This is a genomic window from Mobilicoccus sp. (assembly GCF_032060985.1).
GTDB lineage: Bacteria > Actinomycetota > Actinomycetes > Actinomycetales > Dermatophilaceae > Mobilicoccus.
The window spans coordinates 1-18,958 of the sequence record NZ_DAMBGD010000024.1; the positions used below are offsets into that span (position 1 = coordinate 1).

Genomic DNA, 18,958 nt, shown 5'->3' on the forward strand with positions numbered 1-18,958 from the left:
GTCGGTCATGGTCGCGTGGGCGTGGGCGTGGGCGTGGGCGTGGGCGTGGGCGTGGGCGTGGGCGTGGGTGTGGGCGTGGGCGTGGGGGTCACTGCGCCGTCGCGGCCTGACGCTCGACGGCCTGGACGAACACCTCGGTGGGTTGCGCGCCGCTGATGGCCTCGTTGCCGATGAGGAACAGCGGAACGCTGTTCGGGGCGCCCAGGCGACGGGCGTCGGCGAGGTCCCGGCTGATCTCGGCCGCCACCTCGACCGAGCGCATGTCGGCGTCGAACTTCTCCAGGTCGGCGACCCCGGCCCGGCGGGCGAACGCGGTGAGCTTCTCCGGGGACACCTCGAGATGGCCGCGTTCGGGTGCCGCTCCGTAGACGACGTCGTAGAACGGCCAGAATCGTCCCTGCCGCGCGGCGGCGCGACCGGCACGCGCGGCGAGTTCGGATTCCGCACCGAAGATCGGCATGTCGCGGTACTCCATGCGCAAGGTGCCGTCGTCGACGTACTTCTGCAGCTCCGGCCGGGTGGTCCTGGCCCATTGGGCGCAGAAGGGGCACCGCCAGTCGGAGAACTCGATGAGCACGACGGGGGCGTCGACACGCCCGATGGCGAGGGGGTCGTCCTTCTCCCGTCGCTGCATCGACGCGATGAGCGCCTCGGTGTCCCCGGGCGCCGTGGTGCTGCCGTCCGCCGTGGTGCTGCCGGGAGTCGCCGGGGCGGTGGGGGTGGTCGTGGCGGCCGAGTCCGCGGCCGGTGCCGGATCGCGTTGCAGGGTGCCGAGAGACAGGGCCCCGACGAGCACCGCCGCGCCCACGACCCCCGCGATCAACGGGGCGCGGCCACGGCGGGGTCGCTGCCGAGACGCGTCGGTGCGGACCTGCGGCACCCCCTCCTCCGAGGTCGAGGACGCCCCGGGCGCGCCGTTCTCCACCCGGTCCTGCGGTCGACCCGAGAGGTCGTGGGGGCCGTGTCCGCCCCGCGGGTCGGAGCCGGGGAACGGGTCGTTCACCCCCGCTCCTCCGTGCGGACCCGGCGGACACCGAGGACGGACCGGGCGATCGCGACGGCGACGTCACGGTCGCGGGTGGAGCCGGTGCCGCGGATCGTGACGACGCCGTGCTCGACGTCGAGCGACCACGACTGCTGGCCGTAGTCGGCGAACACGGAGAGGAGCTCGTCACGCAGTTCCTCGTCGCTGCGCCACAGGGCCCGGATGATGTCGCTGCGGCTCACGATGCCGACGAGTTGCTCGCCGCGCACGACGGGGATGCTCTTGATCGAGGTGTCGACGAAGACGTCGACGAGATCGGCGACGTCGGCGCCCTCCGAGGTCGTCACCGGGTCCGTCGTCATGATCTCGGTGATGTGCCGCGGCAGGGGAGGGCTGTCGGGCAGCTGGCTCGCCCGCGCCCGTGCGTCCGGCTCGACGGCCCGGCGCAGGACGTCGATCTCGCTGAGGACGCCCATGAGGTGGTCGTCGTCGTCGACGACGGGCAACAGCGTGACGCGCTTGCTGGCCAGCAGGGTGATGGCGTCGTCGAGTGCGGCCTCCGCGTGGATGCGGACGGCGGGCGCGGTCATGATCTCTCGGACCAGCATCGGTGTCTCCTGTCGGGTGTCGGGAGGGCGGCGCGGCGGTCGGAGCCCCGGGGCCACCCCCCGGCCAGTCTGTCACCAAGGTCGCCGTCGTTACGCTTGCTCGTGCGAGTCGTGGCGAGGCGCCGCGGCCTCCACACACCACCCCCCACACGAGCCCCCGGGTGACGGCACCCGTGCGGCCGGTGGCAGGACGAGAAGAGGCAGGTCATGAGCGACGGATGCGGTAGCGGTGAGGGCGGCAACGGCGGCGGAGGGTGCGGCGGGTGCGGGGGCGCGTGCGGCGGGCCCTACGTCCCCGAGCTCGACGCCCGTGAACTCGACCCGGTGATCCGTCAGTCGGCCATCTTCGGCGTGCTCATGGGGCTGCCGCCCCAGGGACTCGTGCGCGTCGTGGTCAACTCCGACCCCTCCGGCATCGCCGATCTCCTCGAGGAGCGACTGCCGGGGCAGTACTCCGCCGACGTCGACCCCGTCTCCGAGGACGAGTACCGCGTGCTGTTCGCGCGCGTCTGAGTGGCATCCCCTGCCGCCGAACGACATTCGCGGCGGGGAAGCTCGCCCCACTGCGCCCACGGCGCTGGAGGTCCCCCCGGCGGGTGAGACGGACGTGCGACTTGAGGGTGACCCGGCTTCATCCGGAAGTCGGATGACGAGCCCCCGGGTGGCCGCCGTAACGTCTGTCGTGCGGTGGCAGGCCGCACCGAAACGGTTCGACATCTCGAATCGACGGGGAAGTCGTCCGGGCGTGGAATCAGGGGTCACGCCCGGTCGCTTCCCCGTTCTGGTTTTCGAACGGCGAACGGCCGGTGCCCGGAGTGGGGAGTTCCTCCCTCGTCCGGGCACCGGCCGTTTCGTCATCCTCGACGCCTTCTCGACGCTTCCTCGGTCGAGTTCGCGTCGATCAGCTCGGCTTCGGCGCTCCCTTCCGCGCGTACCGCATCCATGTGATCCCGATGCACATGAGCGCGAAGACGATCCCGATGACGTAGAACGCGACGGGGCCCAGGGTGCTGACCCCGATACCGAAGAAGAACGGGCCGAACGCCGCGATGGCCGCGGTCCAGCCGATGACGCCGCCGGCCTGGCGCTTCTCGAAGATCATCGGCATCTGCTTGAACGTGCTCGCGTTGCCGATGCCCGAGAACAGGAAGATCGCGAGCATGCCCCACAGGAACTGCATGAACCCGGCGTGGAGGGTGTCGGCGGAGGTCGTGTCGGGCGTGAGCGCCGGGATCGTGAACGCGATGGACGCGACGAGACCGATGCCGGAGACGAGGGTCCAGATCGCGCCGCCCATGCGGTCGGTGAGCGGGGCGAACCCGAACCGGGCGAGCGCACCGATGAGCGGGCCGAGGAAGACGAACGAGGCGACCTCGGGCACCGAGTACCCCGGGATGAGCACCTGGGTGGCGGCGCCGGTGCCGGAGACGATCTCCGGGTTGCCGATGCCGTACAGGTTCGACATGAGCAGGCCGAACTGCGCGGACAGGCCCGAGAACGTGCCGAACGTCATGATGTAGAGCAGCGTCATGTACCAGGTGTCGACGTTGCCGAAGATGTCGAACTGCTGACGCACGTTGGCCTTGATGGGGACCGACTTGAGCATCGTCCAGGCGAGGATCGCGCCGACGACCATGAGCGGGATCCACACGAACGCCGCGTTCTGGAACCACACCTCCTTGGGTGCCTTGCCCGGCACGGCCATCTGCTGGCTGCCCCCGAACACGGCAAGGGCGCCGATGGCGATGAGGTAGGGCGTGAGGAGCTGCACGATGGAGACGCCGAGGTTGCCGAGCCCGGCCTGGATGCCGAGGGCCGTTCCCTGCATGCGCTTGGGGAAGAAGTAGGACGTGCTCGGCATGAAGCCGGAGAAGGCGCCGCCGCCGATGCCCGCGAGGAACGCGAGGACCATGAGCTCCCAGTAGGGCGCGCTCGGGTGCTGCACCCGTACGCCCCAGCCGAGGGTGGAGAACACGAGGAGCAGGGTGGTGAGGGACACCATCTTGCGGGTGCCCATGATCGGCGGCAGGACCATCCACACGATGCGCAGCAGACCGGCGGCGAGGCCCGGCATCGCCGCCATCCAGTAGAGCTGGTTCTTGGTGAAGGAGTATCCGAGGGCGTTGAGCTTGGGGATGATCGCGCTGGGGAGGAACCAGGCGATGAAGCACAGGGTCAGGCAGAACGTGGTGACCCAGAGGGTGCGCCACGCCAGACCGGAGTCCCAGGTCGCCTCGTCCTCGGGATCCCAGGACTGCAACCATTCCCCGCCGGCGCGGGAGCCCGAGGTGGAGGCCTCGGACGGAGTGCTGCTCATGAGCGGACCTCGCTGTCGTGAAGGGTGGGGGTGGTGGTGAGGTGGTCGTCGATGTCGCGGGCGATCTCCGGCGCGTGCCGCTCGTGCATCTGCAGGATCGTCACGTGCATCCAGGTGGCGCAGATCGCCGTGAGGACGAAGATCACGAAGAAGGTGGAGGTGGGAAAGCCCGACCATTCCTTGGTGTAGGCGAACAGCGGCGGCAGGAAGAAGCCGCCGAGGCCGCCGAGCATCCCGACCAGGCCGCCGACCGAGCCGACGTTGTCGGGGTAGTACTCCGGGATGTGCTTGTACACCGCGGCCTTGCCGATGCCCATCGCGCAGCCGAGCACGAACACGAGCAGGACGACGGGCACGAGGCCGATGGCATAGGCGAGGTGCTGGGTCTGGCTCCCGTCGGCGTGGCTGATGACGACGTGCCCGTTGGGCATCATGAGGACGCCGCTGCTCAGCAGCATGAGCCCGAACGTCAGGTACATCACCCTGCGGGCGCCGAACCGGTCGGACATCCAGCCACCGACCGGCCGAAGCAACGAGGCGGGAAAGATGAAGGTCGCCGTGAGCAGCGCCGCGGTCTGCAGTGAGACGCCGTAGTTGGAGACGTAGTACTTCGGCATCCATGCCGACAGGGCCACGTAGGCGCCGAATACGGCGACGTAGTAGAGGCTGAAGCGCCACACCCGCACGTGCCGGAGCGGGGCGAGCATCTCCGAGAGCGGCTTGCTCGCCCCCGACATGCGGTCCTGACGGGGGACGATGAGGAACGTCGCCACCGCGAGGACGACGAGCAGCACCGAGTAGATGACGGGGACGAGCCGCCACCCGCCCTCGATGAACCCGAAGTAGGTCACCCCGGCCGTGCCGGTGATGAGGGCGGGGCCGATGAACTTGGTCACCGAGGCGCCGACGTTGCCCGCGCCGAACAGGCCGAGGGCGAAGCCCTGCCGCTGTCGCGGGAACCAGGCTGCGTTCCAGGCCACGCCCACCGTGAACAGGTTGCCGGCGAAGCCGACGAGGAACGCGAGGAGCAGCAGCATCCCGTAGGAGTTCGCGTGGGCGACGAGGTAGGCCGGGATCGCGGTGAGCAGGAGGAAGGCGATCATCACCTTGCGGCCGCCGATGCGGTCGGTGAGCATCCCGGCCGGCAGGCGCCACAGTGACCCGTTGAGGACGGCGACGGCGGAGATCCACGCGAGCTCGGGGTCGGTGAGGCCGAGCTCCTTCTGGATCGGGATGCCGAGGATGCCGAACATCAGCCACACCGCGAACATCACGGTGAAGGAGATGGTCGACATCGTCAGCACCCGGGCGGCGCCGGGGTGCCGACCCTGTGTCGGGGGTGCGGCGCTGGGGTTGTCGGTGGCGTCGTGGCCGTGCGTCATGGGGTCCTTCCCGGTCCGTGCTCAGGGTCTCGACTGGTTATACCCGATATTCTCCTGCAAAAATGAGCGGTGGTACCTCAGATCGCACGGGCGAGTCCGCCCGACGGGAGTACCGTTTCTCAGTGCGGCGTGCGCAGGGCAGGGTCGTGAGCTGCTGGAAGAGGGAGGGCCGACGTGTCGACCATGAGCGTCCAGTCCCATGAGGACGGCCCGAGCGTGCTCCCCGTCGCCGACGCACTCCGTCGCGTCGCCCGGTTGAGCCCCGCACAGCGCACGATGCTGACCCGTCTCGGCGAGGCGGGGGAGCCGGTGACCGTCGCCACGATCGCGACCGACGTCGGGGTGCGGGCGAGCACGGCCCGCGAGACCCTCGACGGGCTCCTCGCCTCCGGGCTGATCCGCCGGGAGCGGATGCCGATCACGGGGCCCGGACGGCCGTCGTTCGGCTACGTCGCCGCCGCGCCCACGGGGATCGAAGGGCCGATGGGGATGTTCGTCGGCCTCGTCACGGCGACCGCGGACACCCTCCGAGACGCGGTGCCGGACCCGGTCGAGACCGCCGGCGCCATCGGCGAGGCGTGGGCCGATCAGATGGTCGGCGGCGCGTTGCCCGACCATGCCACCCACCCCGACCAGGCCTACGCCGATCTCGACCTCGGGGAGCACCTCGACAAGATCGCGTACTTCTTCACCGCGCTCGGGTTCGGCGCGTCGGTCGGCGACACGCGGCAGGACATCTGCCTGCGGAGTTGCCCGTTCCTGCGCGACGGTGTCGTCGACCCCCTCGTGTGTCAGATGCACCGGGGCATGACCCGCCGGGTCATCGACCGCACCTCCCGGGGCCGCGTCCAAGCGGACCTCCGCCCCTGGGTCACCCCCGACACCTGCCTCGTCGAGTTCACCGACGCGGACGGTGAGAGCACGACACCCTGAGGCGAAGCCGCCCAGCCCACACCCCGCCGCCTGGTCCCGAGCCCGCCGCAATTCCGAGACGGCAGATGGGATGGCAGGGGGAGTACTGCCCAGGCGCTAGCTGAGCCGCCATCCCATCTGCCATCTCGGGTTTCGGGGTGGGTGAGGGGAAGGGTTTCTCCCCTCGCTGGGAGTGTGCGCCGCGGCGGGTCCGTGCTCGGCTCCATGTCGTAGCCCATTTCGCCGGTCCCTGCCTGTAATATCGAGGCGGGTCGTCCCCGACGAAGGAGTCACCGTTGAGCACCACATCCGCCCCGCGCCCGTCCGCGGGAATGGACACCTCGGCCACCGATGCCCTGCTGCGGATGGGACGGAGGTTCCACTCCAAGGCCACCGTCGCGCAGGACCTCCGCACGATCACGCGCGAGGGTGGGCGCGACGCCGACGTCTTCTACCGCGACCGGTGGAGTCACGACAAGGTCGTCCGCTCCACGCACGGCGTCAACTGCACGGGCTCGTGCAGCTGGAAGGTGTACGTCAAGGACGGCATCATCACGTGGGAGGCGCAGCAGACCGACTACCCGAGCGTCGGCCCCGACAGTCCCGAGTACGAACCCCGCGGCTGTCCGCGCGGCGCCGCGTTCTCCTGGTACACCTACAGCCCCACCCGGGTGCGCTACCCCTACGCCCGCGGGGTCCTCCTCGAGATGTACCGCGAGGCCAAGGCCGCGCACGGCGGCGACCCGGTCGAGGCGTGGCGCTCGATCGTCGAGGACCCGGCCAAGGCGCGCCGCTACAAGCAGGCCCGCGGCAAGGGTGGTCTCGTGCGGGTGACGTGGGAGGAGGCCGTCGAGATCGCGGCCGCCGCGCACGTCCACACGATCAAGGCCTACGGCCCCGACCGCCTCGCCGGGTTCTCCCCGATCCCCGCGATGTCGATGGCGAGCTACGCCGCCGGCTCCCGGTTCTACTCGCTGCTCGGCGGCACCGTCCTCAGCTTCTACGACTGGTACGCCGACCTGCCGCCCGCCTCCCCGCAGATCTTCGGCGACCAGACCGACGTGCCGGAGTCCGGCGACTGGTGGAACTCCGCCTACCTCATGATGTGGGGCTCGAACGTCCCCGTCACCCGCACGCCCGACGCCCACTTCATGACCGAGGTGCGCTACCGCGGCACGAAGGTCGTCACGGTGAGTCCCGACTACGCCGACAACGCCAAGTTCGCCGACGAATGGCTCTCGGTGCAGCCCGGCACGGACGCGGCGCTCGCGATCGCGATGGGCCACGTCATCCTGCGGGAGTTCTTCGTCGAGACCACGACGCCCGAGTTCGCCTCGTACGTCGCGACGTACACCGACCTGCCGTTCCTCGTCCACCTCGAGGAGCGCGAGATCGACGGGCGACAGAGCCTCGTCGCGGGCAAGTTCCTCACCGCCTCCGACCTCGGCGACACCAGTGAGCACGCCGACTTCAAGACCGTCCTCCTCGACGGCGCGGACGACCCGGCCGGTCGGCCCGTCGTCCCGCCGGGCTCGATGGGCTACCGGTACGGCGAGGAGGGCGAGGGGCAGTGGCACCTCGACCTCGGCGACATCCGGCCGCTGCTCACGGCCGCGGCGGGCGAGTCTCGCGGCGTCGAGGTCACGCTGCCGCGCTTCGACACCCTCGACGGCGCCCCCGGCACCGTGACCCGCGGGGTCCCGGCGCGCGAGGTCGACGGACACCTCGTCTGCACCGTCTTCGACCTCCTCCTCGCCCAGTACGGCGTCTCCCGGCCCGTTCTGCCCGGGCAGTGGCCCACGGGCTACGACGACCCCGAGGGCGTCGGCACGCCCGAGTGGGCGGAATCGGTCGCCGGCGTCCCCGCCGCGCAGACCATCCGCATCGCCCGCGAGTTCGCCTCCACGGCGAGGGACTCCGGCGGTCGCTGCATGATCCTCATGGGCGCCGGCACCAATCACTACTTCCACTCCGACACGATCTACCGCGCGTTCCTCACCCTCACCAACCTCACGGGGTGTCAGGGGAAGAACGGTGGCGGCTGGGCGCACTACGTCGGCCAGGAGAAGGTGCGCCCGCAGATGGGCTTCGCCCAGATGGCGTTCGCCCTCGACTGGCAGCGCCCCGCCCGCCAGAACATCTCCGCGGCGTTCTTCTACCTCCACACCGGCCAGTGGCGCTACGACGCGTTCGGCGCCGACGCGACCGCCGCCGCGACCGGCAGGGGCCTGTGGAAGGGCAAGTCGCCCGCCGACCTGCTCGCCGCCTCCGCGCGCATGGGCTGGATGCCGAGTTACCCGACGCTCTCGGGCAACATCCTCGACCACTGCGACGCGGCCAAGGCCGAGGGCATGGCGCCCAAGGACTACGTCGTCCGGGAACTCACCGAGGGTCGGATGCGGTTCGTCGCCGAGGACCCCGACGGCCCCGACAACCACCCCAAGGTGCTCACCGTCTGGCGCTCCAACCTCATGGGCAGCAGCAGTAAGGGCAACGAGTACTTCAACAAGATCCTCCTCGGCACCGACCACTCCCTGCGCGCCACCCCGGCACCGGAGGGGCGACGCGGCAGCGAGGTCCAGTGGAACGAGGAGCTGCCCGAGGGCAAGCTCGACCTGCTCACCTGCCTCGACTTCCGCATGACGAGCACGACGCTGTTCTCCGACCTCGTCTTCCCGGCCGCCACCTGGTACGAGAAGTACGACCTCAGCAGCACCGACATGCACCCGTTCGTCCACAGCTTCAACCCGGCGATCCAGCCGCCGTGGCAGGCCAAGAGCGACTTCGCCACGTTCCAGCTCCTCGTCGAGAAGTTCAGCGAACTCGCCCGCACCCACCTCGGCACGCGCACCGACCTCATCCTCGCGCCGCTCCAGCACGACACCCCCGACGAGCTCGCGGTGCCCCGCGGCGTCGTCAAGGACTGGCGTCACGGTGAGTGCGATCCGGTCCCCGGGCGCACGATGCCCAAGATGATCGAGGTCGAGCGCGACTACCCCGCCGTCGCGGAGAAGTGGGCCGCGATCGGTCCCCTCGCCGAGTCCCTCGGGCTGCCCGTCAAGGGCATCAACGTCAAACCCACCGAGGAGGTCGAGGTCCTCAAGGGGCGCAACGGCACCGTGCGGGGCGGGGTCGCCGACGGGCGCCCCTCCCTCGCCCGTGACGTCGACGTGTGCGAGGCGATCCTCGCGTTCTCCGGGACGACCAACGGCCGCATCGCCACCGAGGGCTGGACGCAGTACGAGAAGCGCACCGGCCGGCGCCTCGCCGACCTCTCCGAGGACGAGGCGGGCAAGCGGATCACGTTCCGCGACACGCAGATCGCGCCGCAGCCCGTCATCACCTCACCCGAATGGTCCGGCAGCGAGCACGGCGGGCGCCGATACTCCGCGTTCGTCGTCAACGTCGAGCGGCTCAAGCCCTGGCACACCCTCACCGGGCGCATGCAGTTCTACATCGACCACGACTGGCTCATGGAGACCGGCGAATCGCTGCCGGTCTACCGCCCGCCGCTCAACATGAACCTCCTCTACGGCGAGCCGCGACTCGGCGAACCCGGCGAGGACGGACTCGGTCTCACCGTGCGGTTCCTCACCCCGCACAACAAGTGGTCCATCCATTCGGAGTACCAGGACAACCTCCTCATGCTCAGCCTCGCCCGCGGCGGCCAGGCCATCTGGATGAGCGACAAGGACGCGGCCAAGCTCGGCATCGCCGACAACGACTGGATCGAGGCCGTCAACCGCAACGGCGTGCTCGTCTCCCGTGCGATCGTCTCCTCCCGCATGCCCGAGGGCACGGTGTACATGCACCACGCCCAGGACCGCACCGTCGACGTCCCCCTCGCCGAGGCGAGCGGTAAACGCGGTGGCATCCACAACTCCGCCACGCGGATCCTCTTCAAGCCGAGCCACGTCGCCGGCGGGTACGCGCAGATCTCCTGGGCGTTCAACTACTACGGCCCCACCGGCAACCAGCGCGACGAGGTCACCGTCATCCGCCGCCGTTCCCAGGAGGTGCAGTACTGATGGCCGCCACCACCGCCAGGACCGCTGGCCCCGGCCACCCCTTCGACCTGCGGTTTTCCCCCTCTATCGATGACGTCATCGCGGTGGGCCGCTCCTACCCCACGGAGGTTCTCCCATGCGCGTGATGGCACAGATGGCGATGGTGATGAACCTCGACAAGTGCATCGGCTGCCACACCTGCTCGGTCACGTGCAAGCAGGCGTGGACCAACCGTTCCGGCACCGAGTACATCTGGTGGAACAACGTCGAGACCCGCCCCGGCCTCGGCTACCCGCGCACGTACGAGGACCAGGAACGCTGGCAGGGCGGCTGGGTGCTCACGAAGAGCGGCCGGCTCAAGCTGCGCGCGGGTGGCCGGCTCAAGAAGCTGCTCCAGATCTTCGCCAACCCGGTGCTGCCGAGCCTCGAGGACTACTACGAGCCGTGGACCTACGACTACGACACCCTCGTCAAGGCGCCGCTTCAGGAGCACACCCCCGTCGCGCGGCCGTACTCGCTCATCACCGGCAAGCCGATGAACATCGAGTGGTCGGCCAACTGGGACGACAACCTCGGCGGCAACACCGAACTCCTCCAGCGTGACGTCGTCCTCAACCGGGTGCAGAACGACGTGAAGATGGAGTTCGAGAAGACGTACATGTTCTACGTCCCTCGGATCTGCGAACACTGCCTCAACCCCAGCTGCGCGGCGAGCTGCCCGAGCGGGGCGATCTACAAGCGCGAGGAGGACGGCATCGTCCTCGTCAATCAGGACGCATGTCGCGGCTGGCGTCAGTGCATCACCGGCTGTCCCTACAAGAAGGTCTACTTCAACCACCGCACGGGCAAGGCCGAGAAGTGCACGTTCTGCTTCCCGCGCATCGAGGTCGGCATCCCGACCGTGTGCTCGGAGACGTGTGTCGGGCGGCTTCGCTACATCGGACTCGTGCTCTACGACGCCGACAAGGTGCTCGAGGCGGCGACGGAACCCGACGAGACGCGTCTCTACCAGGCCCAACGCGAGTGCTTCCTCGACCCCCACGACCCGGCGGTCATCGAGGCGGCCCGCCGCGCCGGCATCGCCGACGACTGGATCGAGGGCGCTCAGCGCTCCCCGGTCTGGCGGCTCATCCACGACTACGAGGTCGCGCTGCCGCTGCACCCGGAGTACCGCACGATGCCGATGGTCTGGTACATCCCGCCGCTGTCGCCCATCGTCGACGAGGTCGCCCGCGCGGCCGACGCCTCCGTCGACGTCGAGTCGACCGACGTGCTGTTCACCGCCATCGACACCCTGCGGATCCCGACCGCCTACCTCGCCGAGCTCTTCACGGCCGGCGACGTCGAGATCGTCGAACGGGTCCTCAAGAAGCTCGCCGCGATGCGGTCCTACATGCGCGACATCAACCTCGGTCGCGACCCCCGGGCGGAGATCCCCGCGTCGGTCGGCATGAGCGAGGAGGCGATGTACGACATGTACCGCCTGCTCGCGATCGCCAAGTACGACGAGCGGTACGTCATCCCCAGTGCCCACGTCGAGGACGCCCACCGTCTCGAGGAACTCGCGACCGACTGTTCGGTCGCCGAGTACGGCGGCGGCGACTCCCCCTTCGGTGCGGACTCCGGCCGTGGTGGGCCGGTGCCCGTCGCCATCCAGACGCGCCGGGAGATCGCGACCCGCATGTCCTCCGACGAGATGGGTCACCCCGCCGACCGGGAGCCGGGGTTGACGCAGTGAAGATCTCCCTGCCGCTGTTGCGTCGCCGCCCGAGTCTCGGCGCGGACGACGCCGACAACGCCGCTGACACCCCCCTTGCCGACGGGGGTGGGGTGCACGCCGGTCTCGGTCTCGGCATGAGGCCCTCGCCGTTCCCCCGGCCGACGCACGAGGACGAGGGGCTCGGCACGCCGTGGATCCCGTCGACCGGCGACGGCGGCCCGGCGCTGCCCCCGAGCGCGACGGTCCTCGAACGCTCGCACGGGGTGCGGGTGGCCGAGTCCGATCGGATCGTGCACCAGGCCGCCGCGCTCCTGCTCGACTACCCCGACGAGGAGCTCCTCGCGCAGGTGCCGGTCATCCGGGACGCCGTCGCGCACGAGGTCACGGGGGCCGCCGCCGCCCACCTCCTCGCCCTGGCGGACCACCTCACCGCGACCCCGCTCGCGGAGGTGCAGCAGCAGTACGTCGAGACCTTCGACATGCGCCGCCGCTGCTGCCTGCACCTCACGTACTACGCGTACGGGGACACCCGCCGCCGCGGCATGGCGCTGCTCGACCTCAAGCAGACCTACCAGCGCTGCGGGGCGACGCTGCGCGAGGACGAGCTGCCCGACCACCTCTGCGTCGTGCTCGAGTTCTCCGCCGCCGTGCCCGCGGTGGGTCGCACCCTCCTGCTCGACCACCGGCCGGGACTGGAGTTGCTGCGCCTCTCGCTCACCGACCGCGACTCGGTGTACCGCCACGGCGTCGAGGCCGTGTGCGCCACCCTGCCGACCCTCGTCGGCCGGGATCTCGACGCCGTCCGCACCCTCATCGCCTCCGGCCCGCCCGACGAGCAGGTCGGCATGGAGGCGTACGTCTCGGGTGGACACATGACCGGAATGAGGAGCTGACATGGGTGTGCTGTTGTGGGTGGCCGTGCCGTACCTGGCCATGGCCGTCTTCGTCGTCGGGCACTGGTGGCGGTACAAGTACGACAAGTTCGGGTGGACGACCCGTAGTTCGCAGATGTACGAGAGCCGCCTGCTGCGCATCGGCAGCCCGCTGTTCCACTTCGGCCTGTTGTTCGTCATCGCGGGTCACGTGCTCGGCCTCGTCATCCCGAAGACGTGGACGGAGGCCGTGGGCGTGAGCCAGGAGGCCTACCACGTCATGGCCGTGTCGGTCGGCGCCGTCGCCGGCGTGTGCACCGTCGTCGGGATGCTCATCCTGCTCGCCCGGCGTCGCTTCACCCCCGCGGTGTTCAAGGCGACGACGGCGAACGACAAGATCATGTACCTGCTGCTCGCGGCCGTGATCCTCCTGGGGCTCGCGAACACCGTCGTCGGCAACATCGTGTCGCACTACGACTACCGCGAGGGCGTCTCGATCTGGTTCCGCCAGCTGTTCGCCTTCCGGCCCGACCCCGGGCTCATGTCGGCCGCGCCGCTCACCTTCCAGCTGCACGCCCTCCTCGCGTTCCTCCTGTTCGCGCTGTGGCCCTTCACCCGCCTGGTCCACGTCTTCAGCGCCCCGCTCGGATACCTGTGGCGGCCCTACGTCGTCTACCGTTCCCGGCCCGGCACGCGCCTCGGCGCTCGTGACTCCCGTCGCGGCTGGGAGCGCAGCAGCCTTCCCGAGTCCCGCGCGGGCGGCTCGCACCCCGCCTCCCGCCGCTGACGGAGCAGGATCGCAGATGAGGATGTGGCCTCGTGGTTGCCCAGGCAGCCGCGAGGCCACATCCTCATCTGCATCGTTGCCGGTGGGGTCTCGGGGTGTCTCAGCGGATGAGGCCGGCGTCGCGCGCGGCGGCGACGGCGGCGGTGCGTGAGTCGACGCCGAGCTTCTCGAAGACGTGGACGAGGTGGGTCTTCACCGTCGCCTCGCTGATGAAGAGCTCCTTGGCCGCGGCCCGGTTGGACAGGCCGCGGGCGACGGCCTCGACGACGGCGAGCTCGCGGTCGGTGAGCTGCGCGTGGGGAGACTGCATCCTCGTCATGAGCCGCCCCGCCACCCGGGGGGCGAGTGCGGTCTCGCCGCGGGAGGCGGTGACGACCGCGTCGATGAGGTCCGCGGGCGGGGCGTCCTTGAGCAGGTAGCCCGCAGCACCGGCCTCGACGGCGCGGACGATGTCGCGGTCGGTGTCGTACGTCGTGAGGATGAGGACAGGCGGCCCACCCGCGGCGCGGATCCGCCGGGTCGCGGTGACGCCGTCCATGCCCGCGCCCATCTGCAGGTCCATGAGGACGACGTCGACAGACAGCGACCGCAACAGCTCCAGGGCGCGCTCGCCGTTCTCCGCCTCACCCACCACGGCGAGGCGGCCCGACGTCGAGAGCAGCGCACGCAGCCCGGCTCGGACGACGGGGTGGTCGTCGACGATGAGCACCGCGATCGGCGGTGAGTCCGCGGGGATGGTGGGGCCGGCGGGGCTGGCTGGGTCGGAGGGGTGGGTCATCGCGAACTCCCGTGGGTGGTCGTGGGATCGGGCCCCGACGTCACGGGAGCTCCCTCGTGAGGGCGCCTGTCAGGTGCGGCCGTGGGCCCCGGCAGCGGGAGCGTCGCGGTGAGGGTGGTGCCCTCGCCGGGGGCGGAGTCGACGACGAGGGTGCCGCCGAGGGTGGCGAGGCGCTCGCGCATCGCCCGGAGCCCGAAACCGGTACCGCCGAGCGGTGCGGCGTCGAGCCGGGCGGGGTCGAACCCGCGGCCGTCGTCGACGACGTCGAGCATGACGGCGTCCCCGGTGTTCGTGAGCGACACCGCGACTCGGTTCGCCCCGGCGTGCAGCCGCACGTTCGACAGGGCACTCTGCGCGACCCGCAGGAGAGCGACCTCCCCGGAGGTGCCGAGCGAGGTCATGTCGCCGTCGACGTCGATGCCGGTCGTGCTGCCGGTCTGCTCACGCATCCGGTCCAGGAGCCGCCCGAGTGCGGTCGGCAGCGGCGCCTCGTCGAGCGAGGCGGGGGTGAGCGCGTGGACGACTCGGCGCGCCTCCTCGAGGTTGTCGGCGGCCGTCACCTCGATCTGCCGGAGGACGTCGACGCGGGCGTCGGCTCCGCCCGCGAGCCCGGCCCGAGAGAGCAACACGATCGAGGACAGCCCCTGGGCGAGGGTGTCGTGGATGTCGCGGGCGAGGCGGTGCCGCTCGGTGAGGATTCCGGCCTCCCGTTGTGTGGCGGCGAGTTCGTCGTGGACGGCGACGAGATCGTCCTGGGCCGCGACGAGTTCGGCGACGAGGCGGCGGCGCTGCTCGCTCTCGGCGAGGATGCGCCGGTAGATGAGCCCGGCCCCGGCCGCGACGACGGCCCCGACGATCGGGCCGATGACCCGCCCCGGGCCGGAGACCCCTGCGGCCATCTGCGACACGATGACGACGCCGGTGATCCCTGTGATGGCGGCCAACGCGGCCGGCGTCGGCAGCAGGTGGATCGCGAGGAGGAACAGCGCGAACGCCACCCACGAGAAGTCGGGCGACAGTCGCAGGAGTCCCACCCAGCACAGGATGAGGACGACGAACCACGCGAGGCCGCCGCGGGCGCTTCGGGCGGTCTCGGGGACGGAGTCCTCGTCGTCGGTCTCGCGGCGCCGCCGCACCCGCTCCTGACCGGCGCGGCTCATCACGGCTCCGACGACGTACCAGACCGCCGTGAGCGCGGCGCCGACGAGGGCGCTCGGTCCTCGCCCGCCCGAGGGATCGTCGAGGTGCACGGTCCGTGCCGCGCCGAGCACGAGGAGCAGCGCGAACAGCAGGTGCTGGCCGTACTCCAGGTACCGGGACGCGCTCGCCTCCAGCGTCGGCACCCCGTCGCGCTCACCCGTCACGCCTTCATTGTCACCTGCGAGAACCCCCTCGAACCGGAGGGGAACGCTCACGCCGGAGCCCCTCGCCTCCGGTGTGAACGTCAGCCTCCGGTGTGAGGGGATCGTCGGGGGCTCGTCATCGGTCACGGGCGTGGAGCGACGTCGTGGCGGGCGATGAATCGGAACCGGTCGCCGCGGAACACCGACCGCGTCCGTTCGATCGGCCGGCCGGTCTCGTCCCACGCGGTGCGGTGGATGAGCAGCATCGGCAACCCCACCTCCACGCCGAGCAGGTCGGCCTCGACGGGGTCGGCGAGGGCCGTCTCGATGATGTCCTCGACCTGCGCGAGGCGACGTCCGTACGCCTCCGCCAGGGTCGCGTACAGCGACCCACGCCGGGCCAGCTCCCCCTCGAGATCAGTGAGCGGTCCTGGCACGTGGGCGATCTCGTGCGCGATCGGCTCGCCCGCCACGGTGCGGAGCCGGTCCACCCGATGCAGGATCGCTCCCGGGGCGACGTCGAGATGGGAGGCGAGGTCGGCGTCGGCGGGGATCTGCGTCACCGACAGGACGATGCTCCCGGGGCGTCGTCCCTCGGCCTCGAGGTCCTGGCTGAAGGACGTGAGAGGGCGGATCTGCAGGAGTTTGGGGCGCCCGACGAAGGTGCCTCGCCCCTGCGTGCGCTCCAGTCGCCCCTCGGCGACCAGCTCGGCGATGGCCTGACGCACCGTCGTGCGGGACGTCGAGAACCGTTCGGCGAGGTCTCGTTCGGTGGGGATCGCCATCCCAGGAGGTGCGCCGTCGATGAGGGCCAGCAGGTCCTCCTTGACCCTGTAGTACTTGGGGACTCGCATCTGGCGCCGCCCTCCTCCCCTCGTCTGGTGCCGTGTCGACGCCGACCGCGTGTCGCGCGGGCCGCGGGTGCTGTGGGTGCCGTCGGCGGCCGGCTCGTGAGTGTCCCACGGGCGTGGAGTGGCGACGGGCGGCGGCTGTGTCCTGGCGTCGGGACCAACGTCCGCGATGTGTGTGGGTCATTGACCGCTCATTGGTCTAGACCAATAATCGCATGACGGAGGGCCTTCACGGCCTCCCTTGCCACGCCGGAGGCATCGATGCGACCGATTTCATGTGGGCGCGATCACACTCGGTGTAGCAGGCACCTACTGACAAGGAGGTCGACGTGGCCACGACACCCGTGACGACGACAGAACCCGCCCGCCGGCGCCGAGGTTTCGCCGGCCTCCAGCGGCTCGGCACGAGCCTCATGCTGCCCATCGCGTTGCTCCCGGCGGCCGGCATCCTCCTGCGGCTCGGTCAGGACGACCTCCTGGGCGCGATCGACACCCCGGTCATCGGGCCGTTCTTCGACGCGATGACCGCGGGCGGGCAGGCGATCTTCACCAACCTGCCGCTGCTGTTCGCGGTCGGCGTGGCGATCGGGTTCGCGCGCAAGGCCGACGGGTCGACCGCGCTGTCGGCCGTCGCCGGGTACCTCGTGCTCGACGCGGTGTTCACGGCGATGTCGCCGATCATCCTCGCCGGGGAGGTCGACCAGGCCGGTGAGCAGGCGGTGATCAACTACAGCGTCCTCGGCGGCATCATCGTCGGTCTCATCACCGCCAAGCTGTTCGACCGCTACCACGACATCGAGCTGCCCACCTACCTCGGATTCTTCGGCGGCCGCCGGTTCGTGCCGATCGTCGTGTCGTTCGCCGCGCTCGTCGTCGGGTTCGCGATGAGCTGGTTCTACCCGATCTTCGAGACCGGCCTCACCGCCGTCGGGGCGTTCATCGCGGGATCGGGAGTGATCGGGGCGTTCGTCTACGGGTTCGCCAACCGGATGCTCATCCCGTTCGGCCTGCACCACATCATCAACGTCTACGTCTGGTTCGTGTACGGCACCTACCCGACGGCCGACGGCGTCGTCTCCGGCGAGCTCGCCCGCTTCGCCGCCGGCGACCCGACCGGTGGCCACCTCACCGCGGGCTTCTACCCGATCCTCATGTTCGGTCTGCCCGGGGCCGCCCTCGCGATGATGCACGTCGCCCGCCCCGAGCAGAGGAAGGCCGCCGCGGGCATCCTCGGCGCCGCGGGCCTCACGGCGTTCCTCACGGGCATCACCGAACCCCTCGAGTTCTCCTTCATGTTCGTCGCCTTCCCGCTGTACGTGCTGCACGCGCTCCTCACGGGCCTGTCGCTCGCTATCGCCTACGCGCTGGACATCCACCTGGGGTTCTCGTTCTCCGCCGGCCTCATCGACCTCCTGCTCTACGGGCGGGCGCCCGCCGCGAGCAACATCCCGCTGCTCCTCGTCATGGGCCTCGTGTTCTTCGTCGTGTACTACCTCGTGTTCCGGTTCGCGATCGTCACGTGGAACATGCGGACGCCGGGTCGCGGCGACGTCGACGTCGTCACGGCGAACACCGGCGCCGTCGAGGACCCGTCGGCCTCCTCGGCGAGCGGCGCGGGCCTGGCCGGGGCGCTCATCGAGGCGTTCGGTGGGCGGGAGAACATCCGCCACGTCGACGCCTGCATCACCCGGCTGCGGATCGAGGTCGCGGATCGGGCGCTCGTGTCCAAGGACCGGTTGCGAGGGCTCGGCGCCGCCGGGGTCGTCGAGGTCGGCGACAACGTCCAGGCCGTCTTCGGCCCGCAGGCGGACGCGCTCAAGACCGACATGCGCGCCGCGCTCGCCGGGACCCCGTCGACGGCCATCGCCCCGACCCCCACGGCCGTCGCCGCGCACCGGGAGGCCGCGCATCCCGGCGCGGTCACCGTGCTCGCTCCCGTCGACGGTCGCGTCGTCCCCCTGTCGCAGGTGCCGGACACGACCTTCGCGCAGAGCATCGTCGGTCACGGCCTCGCGATCGAGCCCGTCGAGGAGAGCGTCGACGTCGTCGCGCCCGTGAGCGGCACGATCGTGCAGTCGTGGCCCCACGCGTTCGCCGTCCAGACCGAGGAAGGCACGGGCGTCCTCGTCCACCTCGGCATCGACACCGTCAGCCTGGAGGGCGAGGGATTCACGCGGCACGTCGACGTGGGTGCGACGGTGCGCGCCGGTGATCTCGTGACGACGTACGACGTGCCCGCCGTTCGCGCCGCCGGTCGGGCGACCGTCGTACCGGTCGTCGTCCTCGACGCCGCGGCCGAGGACGTCGAGGGCGAAGCCGACCGCACCGTCGAGCGCCTCGACGAGTTGTTCACGGTGCGTCGCCGTTGACCCCCGCCTCCGCCGGGACGTCCCGCA

The 18,958-nt window shown here is 70.5% G+C and carries 14 protein-coding genes; 7 read left to right on the forward strand and 7 right to left on the reverse strand.

Features of this window, described 5'->3' with window-relative positions; genetic code table 11:
• Positions 1 to 88 precede the first annotated feature (88 nt).
• Both RT054_RS15505 and RT054_RS15510 read right to left on the reverse strand, forming a co-directional pair.
• Positions 89 to 1,003: a thioredoxin domain-containing protein gene (locus RT054_RS15505; protein ID WP_313025376.1), complete on the reverse strand. Its 915-nt coding sequence runs from the start codon at positions 1,001 to 1,003 to the stop codon at positions 89 to 91.
• Positions 1,000 to 1,593: a CBS domain-containing protein gene (locus RT054_RS15510; protein WP_313025379.1), complete on the reverse strand. Its 594-nt coding sequence runs from the start codon at positions 1,591 to 1,593 to the stop codon at positions 1,000 to 1,002. Before RT054_RS15510 ends, RT054_RS15505 begins: the two co-directional genes overlap by 4 nt.
• A 207-nt stretch (positions 1,594 to 1,800) precedes the next feature.
• On the opposite strand from RT054_RS15510, the gene RT054_RS15515 reads away from it, so the two are divergent.
• Positions 1,801 to 2,106 (forward strand): DUF2249 domain-containing protein, encoded by a 306-nt coding sequence (locus RT054_RS15515; RefSeq protein ID WP_312719233.1) that lies wholly within the window; start codon positions 1,801 to 1,803, stop codon positions 2,104 to 2,106.
• Positions 2,107 to 2,494: 388 nt separating this feature from the next.
• Here the strand turns inward: RT054_RS15515 and RT054_RS15520 are convergent, their stop codons facing one another.
• A complete protein-coding gene (locus RT054_RS15520) occupies positions 2,495 to 3,910 on the reverse strand; it encodes an MFS transporter (protein WP_313025382.1) in 1,416 nt (471 codons plus the stop codon).
• Positions 3,907 to 5,292, reverse strand: coding sequence for a nitrate/nitrite transporter (locus RT054_RS15525; RefSeq protein WP_312719230.1), 1,386 nt, complete (start codon positions 5,290 to 5,292; stop codon positions 3,907 to 3,909). Before RT054_RS15525 ends, RT054_RS15520 begins: the two co-directional genes overlap by 4 nt.
• Before the next feature lie 183 nt (positions 5,293 to 5,475).
• Between RT054_RS15525 and RT054_RS15530 the strand changes: the two genes are divergently transcribed.
• The 5 genes from RT054_RS15530 (at position 5,476) to narI (ending at position 13,590) form a co-directional block, all read left to right on the forward strand.
• Positions 5,476 to 6,225, forward strand: a complete 750-nt coding sequence (locus RT054_RS15530) for a MarR family transcriptional regulator (protein ID WP_313025386.1) — start codon at positions 5,476 to 5,478, stop codon at positions 6,223 to 6,225.
• 311 nt (positions 6,226 to 6,536) lie between these two features.
• The gene (locus RT054_RS15535) at positions 6,537 to 10,232 is read left to right on the forward strand and encodes a nitrate reductase subunit alpha (RefSeq protein ID WP_313025475.1); all 3,696 of its coding nucleotides are present in this window, start codon (positions 6,537 to 6,539) and stop codon (positions 10,230 to 10,232) included.
• 115 nt (positions 10,233 to 10,347) lie between these two features.
• Complete coding sequence (narH, locus tag RT054_RS15540) at positions 10,348 to 11,949, forward strand: nitrate reductase subunit beta (protein WP_312719226.1); 1,602 nt, start codon at positions 10,348 to 10,350, stop codon at positions 11,947 to 11,949.
• Positions 11,946 to 12,824, forward strand: a complete 879-nt coding sequence (gene narJ / locus RT054_RS15545) for a nitrate reductase molybdenum cofactor assembly chaperone (RefSeq protein ID WP_312719224.1) — start codon at positions 11,946 to 11,948, stop codon at positions 12,822 to 12,824. The genes narH and narJ overlap by 4 nt, the downstream gene beginning before the upstream one ends.
• A 1-nt stretch (position 12,825) precedes the next feature.
• The gene (gene narI, locus RT054_RS15550) at positions 12,826 to 13,590 is read left to right on the forward strand and encodes a respiratory nitrate reductase subunit gamma (RefSeq protein ID WP_312719223.1); all 765 of its coding nucleotides are present in this window, start codon (positions 12,826 to 12,828) and stop codon (positions 13,588 to 13,590) included.
• A 100-nt stretch (positions 13,591 to 13,690) separates the two neighbouring features.
• On the opposite strand, the gene RT054_RS15555 is transcribed toward narI, so the two are convergent.
• The 3 genes from RT054_RS15555 to RT054_RS15565 all read right to left on the reverse strand — a co-directional run bounded on the left by RT054_RS15555 (position 13,691) and on the right by RT054_RS15565 (position 16,565).
• Positions 13,691 to 14,368 (reverse strand): response regulator transcription factor, encoded by a 678-nt coding sequence (locus RT054_RS15555; protein ID WP_313025391.1) that lies wholly within the window; start codon positions 14,366 to 14,368, stop codon positions 13,691 to 13,693.
• A complete protein-coding gene (locus RT054_RS15560) occupies positions 14,365 to 15,783 on the reverse strand; it encodes a sensor histidine kinase (RefSeq protein WP_313025394.1) in 1,419 nt (472 codons plus the stop codon). Before RT054_RS15560 ends, RT054_RS15555 begins: the two co-directional genes overlap by 4 nt.
• A gap of 71 nt (positions 15,784 to 15,854) precedes the next feature.
• Complete coding sequence (locus RT054_RS15565; protein ID WP_313025397.1) at positions 15,855 to 16,565, reverse strand: GntR family transcriptional regulator; 711 nt, start codon at positions 16,563 to 16,565, stop codon at positions 15,855 to 15,857.
• A 326-nt stretch (positions 16,566 to 16,891) separates the two neighbouring features.
• Between RT054_RS15565 and RT054_RS15570 the strand changes: the two genes are divergently transcribed.
• Positions 16,892 to 18,931, forward strand: coding sequence for a glucose PTS transporter subunit IIA (locus RT054_RS15570; protein WP_313025400.1), 2,040 nt, complete (start codon positions 16,892 to 16,894; stop codon positions 18,929 to 18,931).
• Positions 18,932 to 18,958: the final 27 nt, after the last annotated feature.

Excerpts from the sequence above, each read along its gene's own strand:
- RT054_RS15530 (WP_313025386.1), top strand. The coding sequence starts at position 5,476 with ATGAGCGTCCAGTCCCATGAGGACGGCCCGAGCGTGCTCCCCGTCGCC.
- RT054_RS15520 (WP_313025382.1), bottom strand. The coding sequence starts at position 3,910 with ATGAGCAGCACTCCGTCCGAGGCCTCCACCTCGGGCTCCCGCGCCGGC.
- RT054_RS15565 (WP_313025397.1), bottom strand. The coding sequence starts at position 16,565 with ATGCGAGTCCCCAAGTACTACAGGGTCAAGGAGGACCTGCTGGCCCTC.
- narH (WP_312719226.1), top strand. The coding sequence starts at position 10,348 with ATGCGCGTGATGGCACAGATGGCGATGGTGATGAACCTCGACAAGTGC.
- RT054_RS15515 (WP_312719233.1), top strand. The coding sequence starts at position 1,801 with ATGAGCGACGGATGCGGTAGCGGTGAGGGCGGCAACGGCGGCGGAGGG.
- RT054_RS15555 (WP_313025391.1), bottom strand. The coding sequence starts at position 14,368 with ATGACCCACCCCTCCGACCCAGCCAGCCCCGCCGGCCCCACCATCCCC.
- narI (WP_312719223.1), top strand. The coding sequence starts at position 12,826 with ATGGGTGTGCTGTTGTGGGTGGCCGTGCCGTACCTGGCCATGGCCGTC.
- RT054_RS15525 (WP_312719230.1), bottom strand. The coding sequence starts at position 5,292 with ATGACGCACGGCCACGACGCCACCGACAACCCCAGCGCCGCACCCCCG.
- RT054_RS15510 (WP_313025379.1), bottom strand. The coding sequence starts at position 1,593 with ATGCTGGTCCGAGAGATCATGACCGCGCCCGCCGTCCGCATCCACGCG.
- RT054_RS15535 (WP_313025475.1), top strand. The coding sequence starts at position 6,537 with ATGGACACCTCGGCCACCGATGCCCTGCTGCGGATGGGACGGAGGTTC.